The organism is Mangrovimonas sp. YM274 (genome assembly GCF_030908385.1).
In the GTDB taxonomy this organism is placed as follows: Bacteria; Bacteroidota; Bacteroidia; order Flavobacteriales; family Flavobacteriaceae; genus Mangrovimonas_A.
In genome coordinates, this window is the sequence record NZ_CP133091.1 from 1064589 (window position 1) to 1081562 (window position 16974).

Annotated in this window: 13 protein-coding genes and 2 tRNA genes; 11 read left to right on the forward strand and 4 right to left on the reverse strand. The window is 37.7% G+C overall.

Features of this window, described 5'->3' with window-relative positions:
• The 3 genes from RBH95_RS04625 (at position 1) to RBH95_RS04635 (ending at position 1592) form a co-directional block, all read left to right on the forward strand.
• Complete coding sequence (locus tag RBH95_RS04625; protein WP_307901542.1) at positions 1-1218, forward strand: folylpolyglutamate synthase/dihydrofolate synthase family protein; 1218 nt, start codon at positions 1-3, stop codon at positions 1216-1218.
• Positions 1219-1282: 64 nt separating this feature from the next.
• Positions 1283-1357 (forward strand) — tRNA-Val (locus RBH95_RS04630).
• Between the two features lie 160 nt (positions 1358-1517).
• Positions 1518-1592 (forward strand) — tRNA-Val (locus RBH95_RS04635).
• A gap of 36 nt (positions 1593-1628) precedes the next feature.
• On the opposite strand, the gene murF is transcribed toward RBH95_RS04635, so the two are convergent.
• Together murF and gldJ are read right to left on the reverse strand one after the other, a co-directional pair.
• Complete coding sequence (gene murF, locus RBH95_RS04640) at positions 1629-2915, reverse strand: UDP-N-acetylmuramoyl-tripeptide--D-alanyl-D-alanine ligase (protein WP_307901543.1); 1287 nt, start codon at positions 2913-2915, stop codon at positions 1629-1631.
• Between the two features lie 69 nt (positions 2916-2984).
• Positions 2985-4667, reverse strand: a complete 1683-nt coding sequence (gene gldJ / locus RBH95_RS04645) for a gliding motility lipoprotein GldJ (protein ID WP_307901544.1) — start codon at positions 4665-4667, stop codon at positions 2985-2987.
• Between the two features lie 250 nt (positions 4668-4917).
• Here gldJ and porU point away from each other — a divergent pair, with 250 nt between their 5' ends.
• From porU to RBH95_RS04670, 5 genes are all read left to right on the forward strand, one after another.
• A complete protein-coding gene (gene porU / locus RBH95_RS04650) occupies positions 4918-8781 on the forward strand; it encodes a type IX secretion system sortase PorU (protein WP_307901545.1) in 3864 nt (1287 codons plus the stop codon).
• A gap of 61 nt (positions 8782-8842) precedes the next feature.
• Complete coding sequence (gene porV / locus RBH95_RS04655) at positions 8843-10099, forward strand: type IX secretion system outer membrane channel protein PorV (RefSeq protein WP_307901546.1); 1257 nt, start codon at positions 8843-8845, stop codon at positions 10097-10099.
• A gap of 141 nt (positions 10100-10240) precedes the next feature.
• A complete protein-coding gene (gene cdd, locus RBH95_RS04660; RefSeq protein ID WP_307901547.1) occupies positions 10241-10723 on the forward strand; it encodes a cytidine deaminase in 483 nt (160 codons plus the stop codon).
• Between the two features lie 87 nt (positions 10724-10810).
• On the forward strand, positions 10811-11809 hold the full coding sequence (gene pdhA / locus RBH95_RS04665; protein WP_307901548.1) for a pyruvate dehydrogenase (acetyl-transferring) E1 component subunit alpha: 999 nt from the start codon (positions 10811-10813) through the stop codon (positions 11807-11809).
• 7 nt (positions 11810-11816) lie between these two features.
• Positions 11817-13436, forward strand: coding sequence for a pyruvate dehydrogenase complex dihydrolipoamide acetyltransferase (locus RBH95_RS04670; protein WP_307901549.1), 1620 nt, complete (start codon positions 11817-11819; stop codon positions 13434-13436).
• An 85-nt stretch (positions 13437-13521) separates the two neighbouring features.
• On the opposite strand, the gene RBH95_RS04675 is transcribed toward RBH95_RS04670, so the two are convergent.
• Together RBH95_RS04675 and RBH95_RS04680 are read right to left on the reverse strand one after the other, a co-directional pair.
• Complete coding sequence (locus RBH95_RS04675) at positions 13522-13998, reverse strand: cupin domain-containing protein (RefSeq protein WP_307901550.1); 477 nt, start codon at positions 13996-13998, stop codon at positions 13522-13524.
• A gap of 63 nt (positions 13999-14061) precedes the next feature.
• Positions 14062-14457 carry a DUF4242 domain-containing protein gene (locus tag RBH95_RS04680; protein ID WP_307901551.1) on the reverse strand — a complete coding sequence of 132 codons (396 nt, stop codon included), beginning with the start codon at positions 14455-14457 and terminating at the stop codon, positions 14062-14064.
• Between the two features lie 248 nt (positions 14458-14705).
• Here RBH95_RS04680 and RBH95_RS04685 point away from each other — a divergent pair, with 248 nt between their 5' ends.
• Genes RBH95_RS04685 through RBH95_RS04695 form a run of 3 tightly spaced genes read left to right on the forward strand, consistent with a single transcriptional unit; the run spans position 14706 to position 16969 of the window.
• A complete protein-coding gene (locus RBH95_RS04685; protein WP_307901552.1) occupies positions 14706-15638 on the forward strand; it encodes a M28 family peptidase in 933 nt (310 codons plus the stop codon).
• A 3-nt stretch (positions 15639-15641) separates the two neighbouring features.
• On the forward strand, positions 15642-16325 hold the full coding sequence (locus RBH95_RS04690) for an SDR family oxidoreductase (protein WP_307901553.1): 684 nt from the start codon (positions 15642-15644) through the stop codon (positions 16323-16325).
• A gap of 2 nt (positions 16326-16327) precedes the next feature.
• Positions 16328-16969: an HAD family phosphatase gene (locus tag RBH95_RS04695; RefSeq protein WP_307901554.1), complete on the forward strand. Its 642-nt coding sequence runs from the start codon at positions 16328-16330 to the stop codon at positions 16967-16969.
• Positions 16970-16974: the final 5 nt, after the last annotated feature.

Sequence of the window (16974 nt, forward strand, 5' to 3'; positions counted from 1 at the left end):
ATGAATTATCAGGAAACTGTGAACTGGATGTTTAAGCAGTTACCTATGTATCAAAATTTAGGTACATCTGCCTATAAGAAAGATTTGAGCAACACTTTGTTGCTGGCTGCAGAGCTAAATCATCCTGAAAATCATTTTAAAAGCATACACGTGGCCGGTACCAATGGAAAAGGGTCTACCAGCCACATGTTGGCTTCTATACTTCAAGAAGCAGGCTATAAAGTAGGGCTTTATACGTCACCACATTTAAAGGACTTTAGAGAGCGCATCAAAATCAATGGTGAAGACATCTCAGAAGACTTTGTAGTTGATTTTATAGATAAACATCTAGACTTTTTTCAAAACAATCACCTGTCATTCTTTGAAATGACGGTTGGGATGGCATTCGATTATTTTGCCAAATCCAAAGTGGATATCGCTATCATTGAGGTGGGGTTGGGAGGCAGACTGGATTCTACCAATATAATTACGCCTTTGGTTTCGGTGATTACCAATATTGGTTTGGACCATACCCAATTTTTGGGGAATGATTTGGTGTCTATAGCCAAAGAAAAAGCAGGCATTATCAAAAGGAATGTTCCTGTCGTGATTGGGGAAACCCAAGAAGAAACCGAAGCTGTATTTAAGGATAAGGCTGGGGAAGAGGGCGCCGAGATTCATTTTGCGGATCAAGAAATAGGTTCTGTATATGAGAGTGATTTAAAAGGACTGTATCAGCAGAAGAACATCAAAACGGTGTTGCAGGCTATTCAATTGTTGCGAAAGGATGAATTTATTATTTCAGATGAAGCTGTGCAGTCAGGTTTAAAGAAGGTGTCTGCGAATACTGGATTGAAAGGACGTTGGCAGATTCTTGAAGAAAACCCAAAAATTGTTTGTGATACGGCACACAATAAAGAAGGGCTTAAATATATCGTAGAACAATTATCTAAAGAAAATTATCAGCAACTTCATATAGTTTTTGGAGTTGTCAATGATAAATCGCTCGAGCCAATTTTTGAGTTAATGCCAAAAAATGCGACTTATTATTTCTGCAAGCCTGATATGCCAAGAGGATTAGATGCAGACGTTTTGAAGGACGAATTTTTAAATCATGGTTTTGTTGGAGAGGTGTATTCTAGTGTAAATGAGGGATTAAAAACAGCTAGAGAGCATGCGGGTAAAAGTGACTTTATTTATGTTGGAGGAAGCACTTTTGTAGTGGCGGAAATAATTTGAAAAATATTTCAAAAAAGCTTTTGAGATATGGAAAACTAGACTATATTTGCAGTCCAATTAGGAAGGGCGCGTAGCTCAGTTGGTTCAGAGCACTTGGTTTACACCCAAGGGGTCAGGGGTTCGAATCCCTTCGCGCCCACAGAAAAAGCTTCTCATATCGAGAAGCTTTTCTTATTTATAGAGGGTCTTATGTTTATTGAAAAGTATTAAAATCTAGTTCAGAAACGTAAGTAAAAATTTTTCAAAAAAATGTTTTGAGAAATAAAAAACTAGATTATATTTGCAGCCGCAACAAGCAAGGGCGCGTAGCTCAGTTGGTTCAGAGCACTTGGTTTACACCCAAGGGGTCAGGGGTTCGAATCCCTTCGCGCCCACAAAAAAAGCTTCTCAAAATGAGAAGCTTTTTTAATTTACAATAGTTCCAATACCCGTTCCAAAGCCATTCCTCTAGATCCTTTTATCAGGATAAATTCATTTTCAATAACAATACCTTCCAAGTGTTTTTTTAAGTCTTCAAATAACTCAAATTTAAAGGTGTTTTCCCCATTTGATGTAGTATTGTGGAAATGTTTTCCAATAATATAAATAGAGCCGTTAAAATGCGTTTCCAGATAGTTTAAGATTGCTTGGTGTTCTTCTGCAGAAGTGTTTCCCAATTCAAACATATCCCCTAAGAACACGGTTTTGTGCAAATCACTATTATATTGAATAAAATTCTCCAGTGCGGCCTTCATGCTGGTTGGATTGGCATTGTAGGCGTCCAATATAATTTTATTACTTCCTTTCTCTAAAAATTGGGATCTATTATTGCTAGGAATATAGGTTTCAATACCTTTTTTGATATTGACTGTAGCAACCTTAAAATAGGAGGCAATGGCTATCGCACTACTAATATTGTTATAGTTGTATATGCCCGTTAAATGTGATGTAATTTCTGTGCCATCAAAATTTACAATAACTTCAGATTGGGCATTGGTAAGTTTAATATTGGCATCTGCATTCGTTGCTTCTCCAAAAGTGAAAACTGGCTTGTAGGCGCCTATTTGTTTTAATTGGGTTGCGTCGTTTGCATTGATGAAAACCGTTTTGTTATGGACTTTCAAATAATCATATAATTCGGATTTTGCCGTAATTACACCTTCCAAGCTGCCAAAGCCTTCTAAATGGGCCTTTCCAAAATTGGTAATTAAACCATAATCTGGTTGCGCTATGGAACATAGAAAAGCAATTTCTTTATGGTGATTGGCGCCCATTTCAACAATCCCAATTTCTGTTTCTTGTGTCATCTCTAAAAGAGTTAAAGGAACTCCAATATGGTTGTTCAGATTGCCCTTGGTGGCAGAAGTTCTGAATTGGGTTGACAGGACTGCGTTAATCAATTCCTTGGTTGTTGTCTTGCCATTACTACCTGTTAAGGCAATGATGGGAAGGTTTAATTTTTTACGGTGATAGGTGGCTAATTCTTGTAAAGCTGTCAGCACATCTTTCACCAAAATCATTTGGGGGTTTGTTGCGTATTCCTTCTCATCAATTACAGCGTATTTAGCACCGCTTTCAAGGGCCTGTTGTGCAAATGTGTTGCCATTAAAATTGTCGCCTTTTAAAGCAAAGAAAATGGCATTTGTTGTTACTTTTCGTGTGTCTGTCGTTACAGAGGAACACTCCAAAAAAGCCTTATATAAATGTTCTATATTCATGAATTAAATGTAATAAAAAAGTCCTAACAGCAATGTTAGGACTTTTTAGATTTATAACTAAGATATGATTTAGTTCTTTGTTTTGTTTTTCATTTTAGATTTAGATCCAACTCTAGACATTGCACATCTGAATCCGATGTAATCTGTAGCCATATCCTGTGGGAAATATCTACGTTGAGCAGGGTCTAACCAGTAGTCTCTATCTTTCCAAGATCCACCTTTGTACACTCTTACGTTATCGTTAATCAAAGAAGTTCTAGCGTTAGACTTGTCATATTCCTTGATTAATACTCCAGCAGAGTCTCTTTCGATGTTGTGCATTGGAGAGTTGTACATCTTTCTAGTAGAAGATACTTTTTCTCCTTCTTCGCTTTCATCGAAGTTGTCTTGGTAGTAACGAGATGATCTTACATCACCGTCTCTAAAGTTTCTGTTGTCAGAAGTGTCGAAGTTTGTTCTTAAGTAAGTTTCATTGTCATCAACAGGAACTTGTAAAATTTCACCAGGAAGATTTCTTGCAACGATTTTTCCATTACTTAAAGTGTCATATACAATTTCGTCTGGAGTTACAATTTTAACAGTTCCATCTTCTCCAATAGCGTTTTTAGTATAAACGTTACCACGGTAGTAGTTGAAATCGTTAAATTCATCATCAACGATAGGTCTATAAACGTCTGCTACCCATTCTGCAACGTTACCGGCCATATCATATAAACCGTAATCGTTAGGAGCGTAAGACATTACTTTAGCTGTAATATCGGCACCGTCATCAGACCATCCAGCAATTCCACCGTAATCTCCTTTTCCTTGCTTGAAGTTAGCTAACTGATCACCTCTAGATTTTCTCTTTCCAGATCTCGTGTAAGCTCCATTCCAAGGATATTTCTTTCTACCTCTATAAACATTGTAGCTTCTTAATTCGCTCATACCTAAAGCGGCATATTCCCACTCAGCTTCTGAAGGTAGACGGTATTTTGGAGAGATAACCCCAGTTTCTCTGCTTGCGTAAACGTTGATTTCGTTTCCTTCAGCATCGGTCATTGGCTTAAGGTTTCCGCCTCTTAATACTTCTTCGTTTCCTCCAAAAGTTTGTGTTGGAGCGTTGATATAAGTATCGGTGTTAAAGTTGCTATCCGCAGATGCATCAGTTAAGTGAGAATCTCTTTTTAGGTAACCTGCATCTTGCAAGTACATTTCGTTAACACGGTCTGTTCTCCAATTTGCAAATTCAACAGCTTGAATCCAGCTAACACCTACAACAGGGTATTCTCCATAACCTGGGTGACGTAGATAGTTTTCTGTCATCATTTCGCTATATCCTAAACGGTTTCTCCATACCAAAGTGTCAGGAAGAGCACCTTCGTAAATTAACTTAAAGTTAGGATCATCTGGTGGGTAAACTCTTTTAATCCAATCCAGATACTCTAAGTACATCATATTGGTTACTTCCGTTTCATCCATGTAGAAAGACTGAACGTGTTGTTGATTTGGAGAGTTATTCCAATCGTGCATCACATCGTCTTGTACTTTACCCATGGTAAAAGTTCCTCCTTCAATGAAAACTAACCCAGGAGCAGTTTCTTGTTCTTTAAAGCTTGTGTTGTATTGAAAACCTCCTTCTCTGTCATTAATCGTCCAGCCAGTGGCTCTCGAATTATTCTTCGACGAGGAAGATTTGTTACAACTAAACAATGCTAAAGATAGCGTTAGGGCTAACAGTATCCTTAGATTTAAAACGTGTTTCATATCCATACTTTTAAGTAAGCTAAATTAATTTTAGAGACGCAATATAGTAATTAACGGCAAATTAACAACCTTTTTTTTGAAAATTTACCTGTAAAAGCTGTATTTCATCCTTTTTTTTGAGCATTACATCGGATTTTTTACGGTTTATCGATGTATTTTGTCTTTAAATAACGGTAGGCGAATTTAATTATTGTTGTAATTTTGAAGAAATATTTCGAGACCTATACTATATATACCATACAGTCGTTAATTGATTATGAAAAAAAGCTTACACATTTTCTTTGCCTTAATGTCTTTTTTTGGCTTTTCGCAGCAACAACAGTTTCAAATTACTTGGGGAGGGACCAAAGTCTTGGAAACCTCTGTTTCAAAAATGACCTTGCCGGCTTTCAATTCCTCCAATTATGTTTTTGATGACGAGAGGGGGCTTATCTTTTTTTCAACCTTGGAGAATGTTTCTAGGATCGATGAAAGTTCAATTGCATTGAGCAATGTTAGTTATAGTACTATTTCGAAGTCGGATTTAAAAGATTTGCCTTTGAATACAATTCCTAAATCTCCAAGGATTAAGGCGTATAATACCTCGGCCAGAGGTGTGTTGGGGGTTCAAATTGAAGTTAGCCCTATTATTGAAGATCGTGGAGTGTACAAGAAAATTACAGGGTTTACCGCGATGTATAACCTTGGAGGGGCTGCATCTCGCAATGGTCAAGGGGTTATGGATGTGCCTACTATTGGTAATTCAGTTTTAGCTAATGGGGAATGGTATAAGTTCTATGTTGATAAAACTGGTGTGTTTAGATTAACTAAGTCTTTTTTAAATGATTTGGGGGTAAATACCAATGTTGACCCAAGAACCATCAAAATCTACGGTAACGGAGGGGCAATGTTACCAATGGCAAATAGCGTAGATTATCCTTTTGATGTTATGGAAAATGCTATAGAATTTGTTGGAGAAGAGGATGGAGTTTTTAACAATGAGGATTATATATTAATGTATGCTGAAGGACCAACAGGCTACAATGAGGAGAGCGAAACAAATATAAATGCCTATACGGATAGATCTTATTATTACGTAAACATTAGTAGTGGTGAAGGGAAAAGAATTCAGGAACTTTCTCAACCAGATGCGGAACCGGACCTAGTGATTGATACCTTTCAAGATTACCAGTTTCATGAAGTGGATGAGTACAACTTGGCAAAAATAGGTAGACGATGGTTTGGTGATCGTTTTGGTATCGAAAACGAAAAGGAGTTTACTTTTAGCTTTCCCAACTTAGTACCTTCTGAGCAGGCTAAGGTAAGGGTGTATACTGCGGCGGTTTCGGAAACTCAAACTTCCATGGCTATTAATCTTAATGGTAGCTTACTTACTAATTTTAGTTATGCCCCAATAGAAGGTGCCCTTTATGCAAGAGAGGCAAATTTTGGTGGAAATGTGACTTTGGGTTCTTCTGAGTTGGTATTTAATTTAAGTTATAACAATAATGGTAATCCGGCGTCTTATGCTTATTTAGATTTTATATCGGTAGAGGCAACAAGGGAATTGAGGTTTGAAGGCGAACAAATGCTCTTCCAAAATAATAGTGTGGCCAATATTGGAGGAGTTGTTGAATACCAGTTGTCAAATAGTAGTGCTGTTTCTCAAATTTGGGATGTCACTAATAAGTATGAGGTAAAAGGTGTTCGAAATGAAGAAAGTAATTCAGTCTTTAGTTTTAAGTCACAATCGGGATCATTACGAAATTATGTGGCAGTAACGCCATCCGATTATTATCAGCCTTTAAGAGAAAGCAGTACTTCTGTATCGAATCAGAATATCAAAGGTACTATTTTTAAAAATAGTCAAGGGGAGTTTCAGGATGTGGATTACGTTATTGTAACTCCTAATATATTAGTCTCTCAAGCGGAACGTTTGGCGCAGATTAACAGGGATCAGTATGGCCTCGTTGTAAAGATTGTGACATTGAATGAACTATATACTGAATTCAGTTCTGGAAATCAAGACATCAGTGCCATTCGAAATTTAATGAGATATGTCTACCATAATGCTAGTACACCTGAAAATAGGGTGAAATATCTGTGTCTCTTTGGAGATAGCTCCTATGATTATAAAGATAGATTACCAAACAATACAAATTTGGTGCCGTCTTGGCTATCTAAGAATAGTTTTAGTTTAACGTCTTCTTATATATCTGATGATTTTTATGGGATGATGGATGTTAATGAAGGAGATATGACTAATTCTAACTTGTTGGATATAGCAGTGGGAAGAATTTTGGCTGAGGATTTACAGAGAGCTACCGAAATGGTAGATAAAATAGATACTTACCACAAATCTAGTTCTTACGGAAGTTGGCGTAATAATTTTGTGCTTATAGCTGATGATGTAGATGTAGCTTGGGAAAATCAACTTCAGGATACGTCTAACACGATTGGGGATATGGCCACAAGCGAACATCCATCCATCAATGTGGTTAAAATATTTTGTGACGCCTATCAACAGCAAGCTTCAGCGGGAGGGAACACTTATCCGCAGGTGGAAGAAGCAATTATAAAGGCAATTGAAGCAGGAGCTTTGGTAGTGAATTATTTTGGTCATGGTGGAGAAGATGGTTTGTCGAAAGAACGTATTTTCTCAAAAGCAGATTCTCAAGAATTGCAAAACACTTGTAAATATAACTGTTTTGTAACCGTGACTTGTGAATATACCAAGTTTGATGATCCACAACGACCTACTGCAGGAGAGTATACTTATTGGAATAAGGAAGGAGGGGCTATTGCTTTAATTACAACTACGCGGCAAATTTTTATGAGTGTTGCTGTTCCCTTTAACAGTCAACTTGGAGACTATCTTTTTGAGTTTGGAGATAATCCCCATGTATCCATTGCGGAGGCCTTGAGATTGACCAAAAACTCTTCGAGTGTTTCTGGTAATGGACAAAAATTTATGGTATTCTCTATTGGAGATCCAGCTTTAAAATTGGCCATGCCAAGACCGGATATTCGTTTGACCAAAATTAATGATGTGCCTTTGGGTGGGGATACCGATGTATTACAGGCTTTAGGGAAAGTGAAATTATCAGGAGAAGTTGTGGATGAGCTAGGAAGCCCAATGCCAACTTACAATGGAGTGCTAACGGCTACTGTTTTTGATAAAAATATTGAAAGACAAACTCTAGGTAATGATGGCACGACAGATAGCAACGGTGTTATCAAAATGGATTTTGAAACCCTGGGAGAAATTCTTTTTAAAGGACAGGTCACTGTAACAAATGGTGAATTTGAATTTGAGTTTGTTGTGCCTAGAGATATAGGAATTCCTGTAGGAAATGGAAAAGTGAGTTTCTACGCTAAAACAGAAAATCCCTTACAAGATCAAGCCGGGGCTAGTTTTGATATTCAAGTGGGAGGCATCAATGAAAATGCAGAGGAAGATAATATTGGTCCTGTCATCAATTTGTATATGAATGACACCAATTTTGTGTCAGGAGGGATTACCAATGAGTCTCCAACATTTTTGGCGAAATTGCAGGATGATAACGGTATTAATACGGCGAGTGGCATTGGTCATGATATTGTGGCCATTATTGACGGGGACGAAACGAATCCTATTGTTTTGAACGATTATTATACCGCCAATATTGACGATTACCAAAATGGAGAGGTGTCTTATCCATTCCGAAATTTAGAACCCGGCTTACACACATTAACATTAAAAGCGTGGGATGTGTATAATAATTCCGCAACTTCGGAGTTACAGTTTGTGGTTCATGATAAGGATCAAGAACTGGTTATTAATAATGTGTTGAATTATCCAAACCCGTTTGTGGACTATACCGAATTTTGGTTCAACCACAATAGTTCTGGCAATTTGGACGTTTCTATACAAATATTTACCGTGTCCGGTAAATTAGTACGTACATTAAATGGGCAAACCAATGCCGATGGTGAATGTTGTAATCAGGGAACGTCATCATTATCAAGAAGTATCACTTGGGATGGAAGAGACGATTTTGGAGAAAAAATAGGAAAAGGGGTTTATATATATAAACTAAAAGTAAGATCAAACCTATTAAATAAGCAGGTGGAGAAAATCCAAAAGCTTGTGATACTATAATAAACAATTATATTTGCGAGTGCTTGTTTGGCACAATTAGAGAAGAATTTTAACTAATACCATGAAAAAATACTTTTTAATACTTATCACACTAACTGCTTTCAATGTTTCAAGAGCTCAAAACAATACAGTAGTCATACCGGATCAAAATGATTCTAGAGTAATTACCACTGCTGTACCATTTTTATTGATTGCATCGGATGCAAGAGCTGGTGCTTTGGGAGATATGGGGGTAGCAACAGGCGTTGATACTTATTCCCAACAATGGAACCCTTCAAAATATGCCTTTTCAGAAACAAAATCGGGTTTTGGAGTTAGTTATACACCGTATTTAAGTAAGTTGGTGAATGATATTTTTTTAGGAAACATCACTTACTTTAATAGAATTAATGAAAATAGTGCCTTTGCAGCGAGTTTTAAATACTTTAGTTTAGGTGAAATTGAGTTGGTTCAAGATGAATTTTCTCAAGCATTAATTGAAAAACCAAATGAATTGACTGTGGATGTATCTTATTCTTTAAGGTTGGCAGATCAGTTTTCTATGGCGGTAGCCATGCGTTATTTACGTTCAGATTTAAGAATTCAGGCTGTAGATGCCAATGCAAGTGCTGCTGGTTCCATAGGTGTTGATATAGCAGGGTACTATCAGTCTGAAGAAATGGCTTATAACGATTTCAATGGCCGTTGGAGAGGTGGTTTTGCGATTCAGAACATTGGACCTACGATCAAATATGATGATGCCGGAAGGGAAAACTTTATTCCTACAACGTTGCGATTAGGTGGTGGTTTCGATTTTATTTTCGATAACTATAACAAATTGTCTGTTACAGGTGAAGTGACTAAGTTATTGGTGCCAACGCCTCCTATTAGAGGGAATGAATACGAGTATATAGACAATAATGGAAATAGTGAATATGATGACGGAGATGATGAATTGGTAGGCTATCCAAATAGCCCAGTTAGCACCAATGTCATTGTTGATGGAAAAGATGATAATGTAAGTTTCTTCAAAGGAATGTTCCAGTCGTTTGGTGATGCACCTGGAGGCTTTAAAGAAGAAATGCAAGAGATAACTTGGGCCCTTAGTGCCGAGTATCGTTATCAAGAAGCCTTTGCGTTTAGGGCTGGATATTTCCACGAAAGTGAAGTTAAGGGAGCTAGACAGTTTTTTGCCCTTGGAGCAGGATTCAAATATTCTATGGTAAATATAGATATGTCTTACCTGTTCTCGGCTTCAAAAGTTCAAAGTCCATTGGAAGGGACTTTACGTTTCTCTTTGTCGTTTAACTTCGGAGACGGCGAATACATGGAATATTAATAGACAATTCTATTACGATATCTAAAAGCACTATTCTTTGGAATGGTGCTTTTTTTCTTTTCAATGGTCCCAATTCATAATTGTAGAGTAGGAAATTCATTTGTGGATATATTTTTTTATCTTTAAGAGATAACTGATTATATGAAAGAGGTTAAAATTGAGTCCGTATTTCAAGTTTATGAGGGGATTTTGGAGTTGCCTGAAGATTTACAGGAACTTATGCAAAAGGCCATAGAGGCAAGACAAAAGGCCTATGCCCCTTATTCCAAGTTTTATGTGGGAGTAGCTCTTTTGTTGGATAATAACGAAGTGGTTTTAGGTAGCAACCAAGAAAACGCTTCCTATCCATCTGGACTTTGCGCCGAAAGGACGGCTATTTATTATGCCGGTGCTCAATACCCAAAAGCAAAGATTTTGAAAATGGCCATTACGGCGGCGTCCCAATTAAGAACTACTTTAGAGCCAATACCACCATGTGGCGCCTGTAGGCAGTCAATTTCTGAATATGAAATTCGTCAGAAAAGCCCCATTGAAATGTATTTTATGGGAGAACGGGGAAAAGTAGTCAGATCTTACTCTTTATCAAATCTCTTGCCTTTGATATTTGATAAATCCCAGCTATAACGTTTTCGGTAAATTTTTGTGAAATACGGTTTTTCATTAATAACTAATGTAGTATTTTTGTTATTCCGTTTATTAAATTAACGCCAAATGCAAAAAATAACAAAAGAAGTTTACCTGAAATGGTATGAGGACATGTTGTTCTGGAGAAAGTTTGAAGATAAGCTTGCTGCAGTGTATATTCAACAAAAAGTTAGAGGATTTCTTCACTTATACAATGGTCAAGAAGCTGTTTTGGCAGGAGCTTTACACGCTATGGACCTGTCAAAAGATAAAATGATAACAGCTTATCGTAACCACGTACAGCCAATAGGTATGGGAGAAGATCCTAGGCGAGTAATGGCAGAGTTGTATGGGAAAGCTACAGGTACCTCTCAAGGACTTGGTGGTTCCATGCATATTTTCTCCAAAAAACATGGTTTTTATGGTGGTCACGGTATTGTTGGTGGACAAATTCCATTAGGAGCTGGTATGGCTTTTGGTGATAAGTACAAAGGAAGTGATGCCGTAACAATTTGTTGTTTTGGTGATGGAGCTGCTCGTCAAGGATCCTTACACGAAACTTTTAACTTGGCAATGCTTTGGAAGCTTCCAGTTGTATTTGTGTGTGAAAACAACGGATATGCCATGGGAACCTCGGTAGAGCGTACAGCAAACCATACCGATGTTTGGAAGTTAGGATTGGGGTATGAAATGCCTTCTGGACCAGTAGACGGAATGAATCCGGTTAAAGTGGCCGAAGCATTCGATGAAGCTATCCAAAGAGCTCGTAGAGGGGAAGGACCAACCTTCTTGGAATTAAAGACCTACCGATATAGAGGTCACTCAATGAGTGATGCTCAGCATTATAGAACCAAGGAAGAGGTTGAAGAGTACAAGAAAATTGACCCGATTACTCAGGTAAAAGATATCATTTTAGAAAAGAAATACGCTTCAGAGGCCGATATAAAGAAAATTGACAAACGTGTTAAGGATTTAGTGTCAGAGTGTGAGAAATTTGCAGAAGAATCTCCATTCCCGGAACTAAATGTAATGTACGATGCGGTTTATGAGCAAGAAGATTATCCATTTATACAAACTAAACTATAAGTAAGTTATGGCAGAAGTAATTAATATGCCGCGTTTGAGCGATACAATGGAAGAAGGAACTGTTGCTTCCTGGCTTAAAAATGTTGGTGATAAAGTTGAAGAAGGAGATATCCTAGCGGAGATTGAAACCGACAAAGCTACTATGGAGTTTGAGTCCTTTCATGAAGGAACCTTATTATATATTGGAGTTAAAGAAGGAGAGACTACAAAAGTAGATGAACTTCTGGCCATCATAGGAGATGAAGGAGAAGATATCTCTGGTTTAATAAACGGAGGAAGTGCTGCTCCAGCGCCTACCCAGGAACAAGCTGAAGCTCCAGCTCCTGCAAAAACAGAAACACCAAGTGCAGATGTTGCCATTCCAGAAGGTGTAACGGTGGTAACCATGCCACGTTTAAGTGATACCATGGAAGAAGGAACCGTTGCCTCTTGGTTGAAGAAAGTTGGAGATGTGGTAGAAGAAGGTGATATCTTGGCGGAAATTGAAACGGACAAAGCAACCATGGAGTTTGAATCATTCCAATCAGGGACTTTGTTGTATGTTGGTTTGCAAGAAGGAGAGTCTGCAAAAGTAGATTCTTTGTTGGCAATCATCGGTCCTGCGGGAACAGATGTGTCTGCTATAGCTACTAACTTCACAGCGGGAGGAAGTGGCCCAGCAACTGACGCAGCTCCAACCGAGGCGCCAACAGAAGAAGCTCCTAAGGCAGAAACTGCTAAAGAAGTTGCTCCTGCTGCTGCCGATACAGCTTCCAATGGTAGATTGTTTATTTCTCCATTAGCTAAAAAAATGGCAGAAGAAAAGGGGATAAACTTATCTCAAGTTAAAGGTTCAGGAGAAAATGGACGTATCATTAAACGTGATATTGAAAACTTTAAGCCAGCTGCTGTTGAGTCGAAGGCCGCTTCAGCATCTGCTGCGCCTGTTGCTTCAGTGCAAGGTGAAGAGCAATTTGATGAAAAAGCAAATTCTCAAATGCGTAAAGTTATTGCCAAGCGTTTGTCTGAGTCTAAGTTTACGGCCCCACATTATTATTTAAATGTGGAGTTTGATATGGAAAATGCTATTGCTTTCCGTAAGCAGGTTAACGAACTTCCAGATACCAAAATTTCATTTAATGATATGGTAGTGAAAGCTTGTGCTATGGCACTTAAGCAACATCCTCAAGTAAACTCGCAATGGTTTGCTGATAAAATGAGGTTGAACCACCATGTGCATATTGGGGTAGCTGTTGCCGTTGAAGATGGATTGGTTGTGCCAGTAGTGAAGTTTGCAAACGAATTGAGTTTGTCACAAATTGGTGCTGCTGTTAAGGATTATGCCGGTAGAGCTAGAAACAAAAAATTGACACCTCAAGAAATGGAAGGTAGTACCTTTACAGTTTCTAACTTAGGAATGTTTGGTATTGAAAGTTTCACTTCAATTATCAATCAGCCTAACTCTGCAATTCTTTCTGTAGGAGCCATTGTTGAAAAACCTGTAGTTAAAAATGGGCAGATTGTTGTTGGACACACCATGAAATTGTGTTTAGCATGTGACCATAGAACAGTAGATGGTGCAACGGGAGCACAGTTCTTACAAACTTTAAAGAACTATATTGAAAATCCAGTGGCGATGTTTGTATAACATTTGCCTTTTAAATACTAAAAAAAGCCATTACAAGTCAGTAATGGCTTTTTTGTTTTAAGTATAGAAACTTTTATTCCAAAGGCTATTTACCTATGGGAATAGCATTGAAAGGGTCAACCAAAGCAATAAATAGCACACACGGCCCTTTATTGAGGCATTTCGCCTTATGAGGTTTTCCTGCCGGACCATAGGCGTATGTTCCTGCTTTAAGAAGGCTTGTTGGCTCATTTTCGTAAGTTACTTCCAATTCTCCTGAAATTAAAATCATGCGCTCTGGAGAATTATGTGTATGCTTAATGACTTCCGTATTGGGTTCAATCTTGAAAAAGAAATCCAAATTCGGTTTGGTGATGTCCCCGTTTAAAATGGTAAAAGTGCAACCCGGAAAAAAGTCTGGTGCGGGATTCCATTTTAAATCTTTGTCATGAATAGTCTTTGCAATTGACAGTTCGCTATAAGTTCCGTCTCCTTTTTGGGCAATTGCCTGTGTTCCGTACCCTAAAAACAGTAAAGCAATTAAAAGAATTTTTAATGAGTACTTGTTAGTGATGATATGCATAATAATGGATAATTGATTACAATTTAAAACTGTAGGAACAGTGTTTGGAGATCGTGGCCACCATTATTGTTTGGCAGTAGCGGTAGAAGGGTCAATTATTACCTTAACAGGAGCAACGGAGTTTGCGGGAAACCCACCTTTTTGGGCATGTTCTCTAACTAGGTCTTCATTTTTTGCCATGTAAACACAATATACTTTGTCTCCTGTTACATAGCTATGAAGCCATTTTATGTCAGATCCCATTGTGTCCAATATACCACAGGAAGTTTTTGATATGGCCTGCAGTTCTTCTGTAGTTAAATTTCCGGCTCCGGGGATGTTTCTTTCAATGACATACATGTTTAGCCCTTTGTTATTGGCCAACTCATCATTTAGAAGTTCTACAGATTTTTCTTGACCTATGGCATTGAAAGACGCTGTAGATATCATTAAAATTAATAAAGATTTTAAAATTTTCATAATCATAAAGATTTAAATGGTTAATTGAATGTTCTTTTAAATAAGTGATTGTCACTTATCTCAACACTAAATGTATGCAGAATAACAGGGTTCCCTTTGCACTTTTAGTTCAAAGACTATGACTAATAGTTCATGCTTTTTGGAGGAAAAGAAGCTTACTTTGAAGTGTTTTGTTTTCATAATTATAAAGCATGAGTGTTTTTATGCGGTGTGATATTTGTTATTTTTACATTTTTAATAAATACACCATGAATAAAATTTTTGCCCTATTAGCATTGACGGTATTGTATAATTGTAAACAGACTGATACACCATCTTCAGCAACAAAGACGGAAGTATCAGAAATGGTTGCTTTTTTGGCTTCTGATGATTTGAAAGGAAGAAATACTGGAACACCAGAAATTAATGAGGCTGCAAAGTACATTGAGAATAAATTTAAAGCGTATGGGGTTGCTCCTTATTTTGAAGGATATCAAGACGAATTTGTCGTTGACAGTTTAAAAGGATTTAATGTAGTTGGGGTTTTGGAAGGAAATGATCCGGAATTAAAGAATGAGTACGTCGTTTTGGGGGCTCATTATGACCATATTGGATATGGTAAAAAGGTTGATTTGGATTCCATTGCCAATGGGGCCAATGATAACGCTTCAGGTTCGGCTTCGGTGCTGGCTTTTGCAAAGCATTTTGCACAAACTAAAAGTAACAAACGAAGTATAATGTTTGTACTGTTTTCAGGAGAAGAGAAGGGGCTATTGGGATCTACACATTTGGCCAAAAGGTTGAAACAGCAAAATTTCAACCTCTATACTATGATTAATTTTGAAATGTTGGGAGTTCCGCTTAATAATAGGGATTATGAGGTGTTTATAACAGGTTACAAAATGTCCAATGTGGCCGAAAAGTTAAATGCCTACCACGGTAATAATTTAGTTGGAGTTTCAGAAATAGCAGAAAAGCACAACCTGTTTAAGGCATCAGATAATTATCCGTTCTATCAAGAGTTTAGTTTGCCTTGTCATACCGTGTCAAGTTGCGATTTATCCAACTATGATTTTTATCACAAAGTTGGAGATGAAGCTCAGTTAATGAACTATGAATTTATGGCTAGTGTCATCAATAAATTCACACCTGTCATTGAAGCAGTTTGCAATACACCGACACAAGAAATAAAATTGAATTAAACGATGGGGAAAAATATAATCATAACTGGAACGAGTAGGGGAATTGGATTTGAATTGGTGCAGATTTTGGCAAGTCAAGGCCATAGTGTTTTGGCTTTATCAAGGAATGAGCTTCCTGTTTCAAATCTTAACCTAAAAAATGTGTCAACGTTTCCTTTTGACCTAGGAGATTTAAAGGCTTATAAGAAGGTAAATGAATTTATAGAGAAGGAGTGGGAGCATGTAGATGTCTTGATTAATAATGCAGGAGCCTTGCTGAATAAACCTTTTCAGCAGACTTCATTTGCTGATTTTGAATATGTCTACAAGACTAATGTTTTTGGTGTTGCAGAATTGACAAGATTAGTCCTGCCTTTTATGAAGAAGGATGGGCATGTAGTGACCATCAGTTCTATGGGAGGTGTTCAAGGAAGTATGAAATTTGCAGGTCTGGCTGCCTATAGTTCCAGTAAGGGAGCTGTTATTACTTTAACCGAATTATTAGCTGAAGAATATAAAGAAACTGGACCTTCTTTTAATGTTTTGGCTTTGGGAGCTGTACAAACCGAAATGCTGCAAGAAGCTTTCCCTGGGTATCAAGCGCCTACCACAGCAAAGGAAATGGCTGATTATATAGCGGATTTTGCTTTAAATGGTTGTAAATATTACAATGGCAAATTGCTGCAAGTATCTAATTCAACACCATAGAAATGAAGCTGTATAAATGTGTTATTTTTGATTGTGATGGTGTCTTGGTGGATAGTGAGCCCTTGAGCAATCAAGTTCTTGCCGATATGACTAATGAGTTGGGAGGAAAAATTGATTTAGAGTATGCCTTGACTCACTTTAAAGGAGGCTCCATGCAAAGTTGTTATGACAAAATTGCCAAATTGGTGCCGCAACCGCTTCCAAATAATTTTAAGGAAATGTATAGGGAGCGAAGCTTTGAGTTATTCAAAAAGGCTTTAAAACCCATAGATGGAGTGCCTCAATTGTTGGAGGAGTTAAATTTACCTTTTGGAGTTGCCTCAAGCGGAACCAAGGAGAAAATAATACATAACTTGGCATTAACAGGGCTATCTCCGTATTTTGAAACCAATATCTTTAGTTGTTACGAAATCCAAAAATGGAAGCCCGATCCAGATGTATTTCTATGGGCGGCCAAAACTATGGGGTACCACCCCGAAGAATGTGTAGTTATAGAGGATTCCTTAACTGGAGTTACAGCGGCTAGGGCAGGTGGTTTTGATGTTTTTGGTTTTGTAGCTCATGATTATAATAATGAACTGCCCGCTGTTGCCACCCATACTTTTCAACACATGCAGGAATTAAGGGAATACCTAGTAAATTAGAAGAT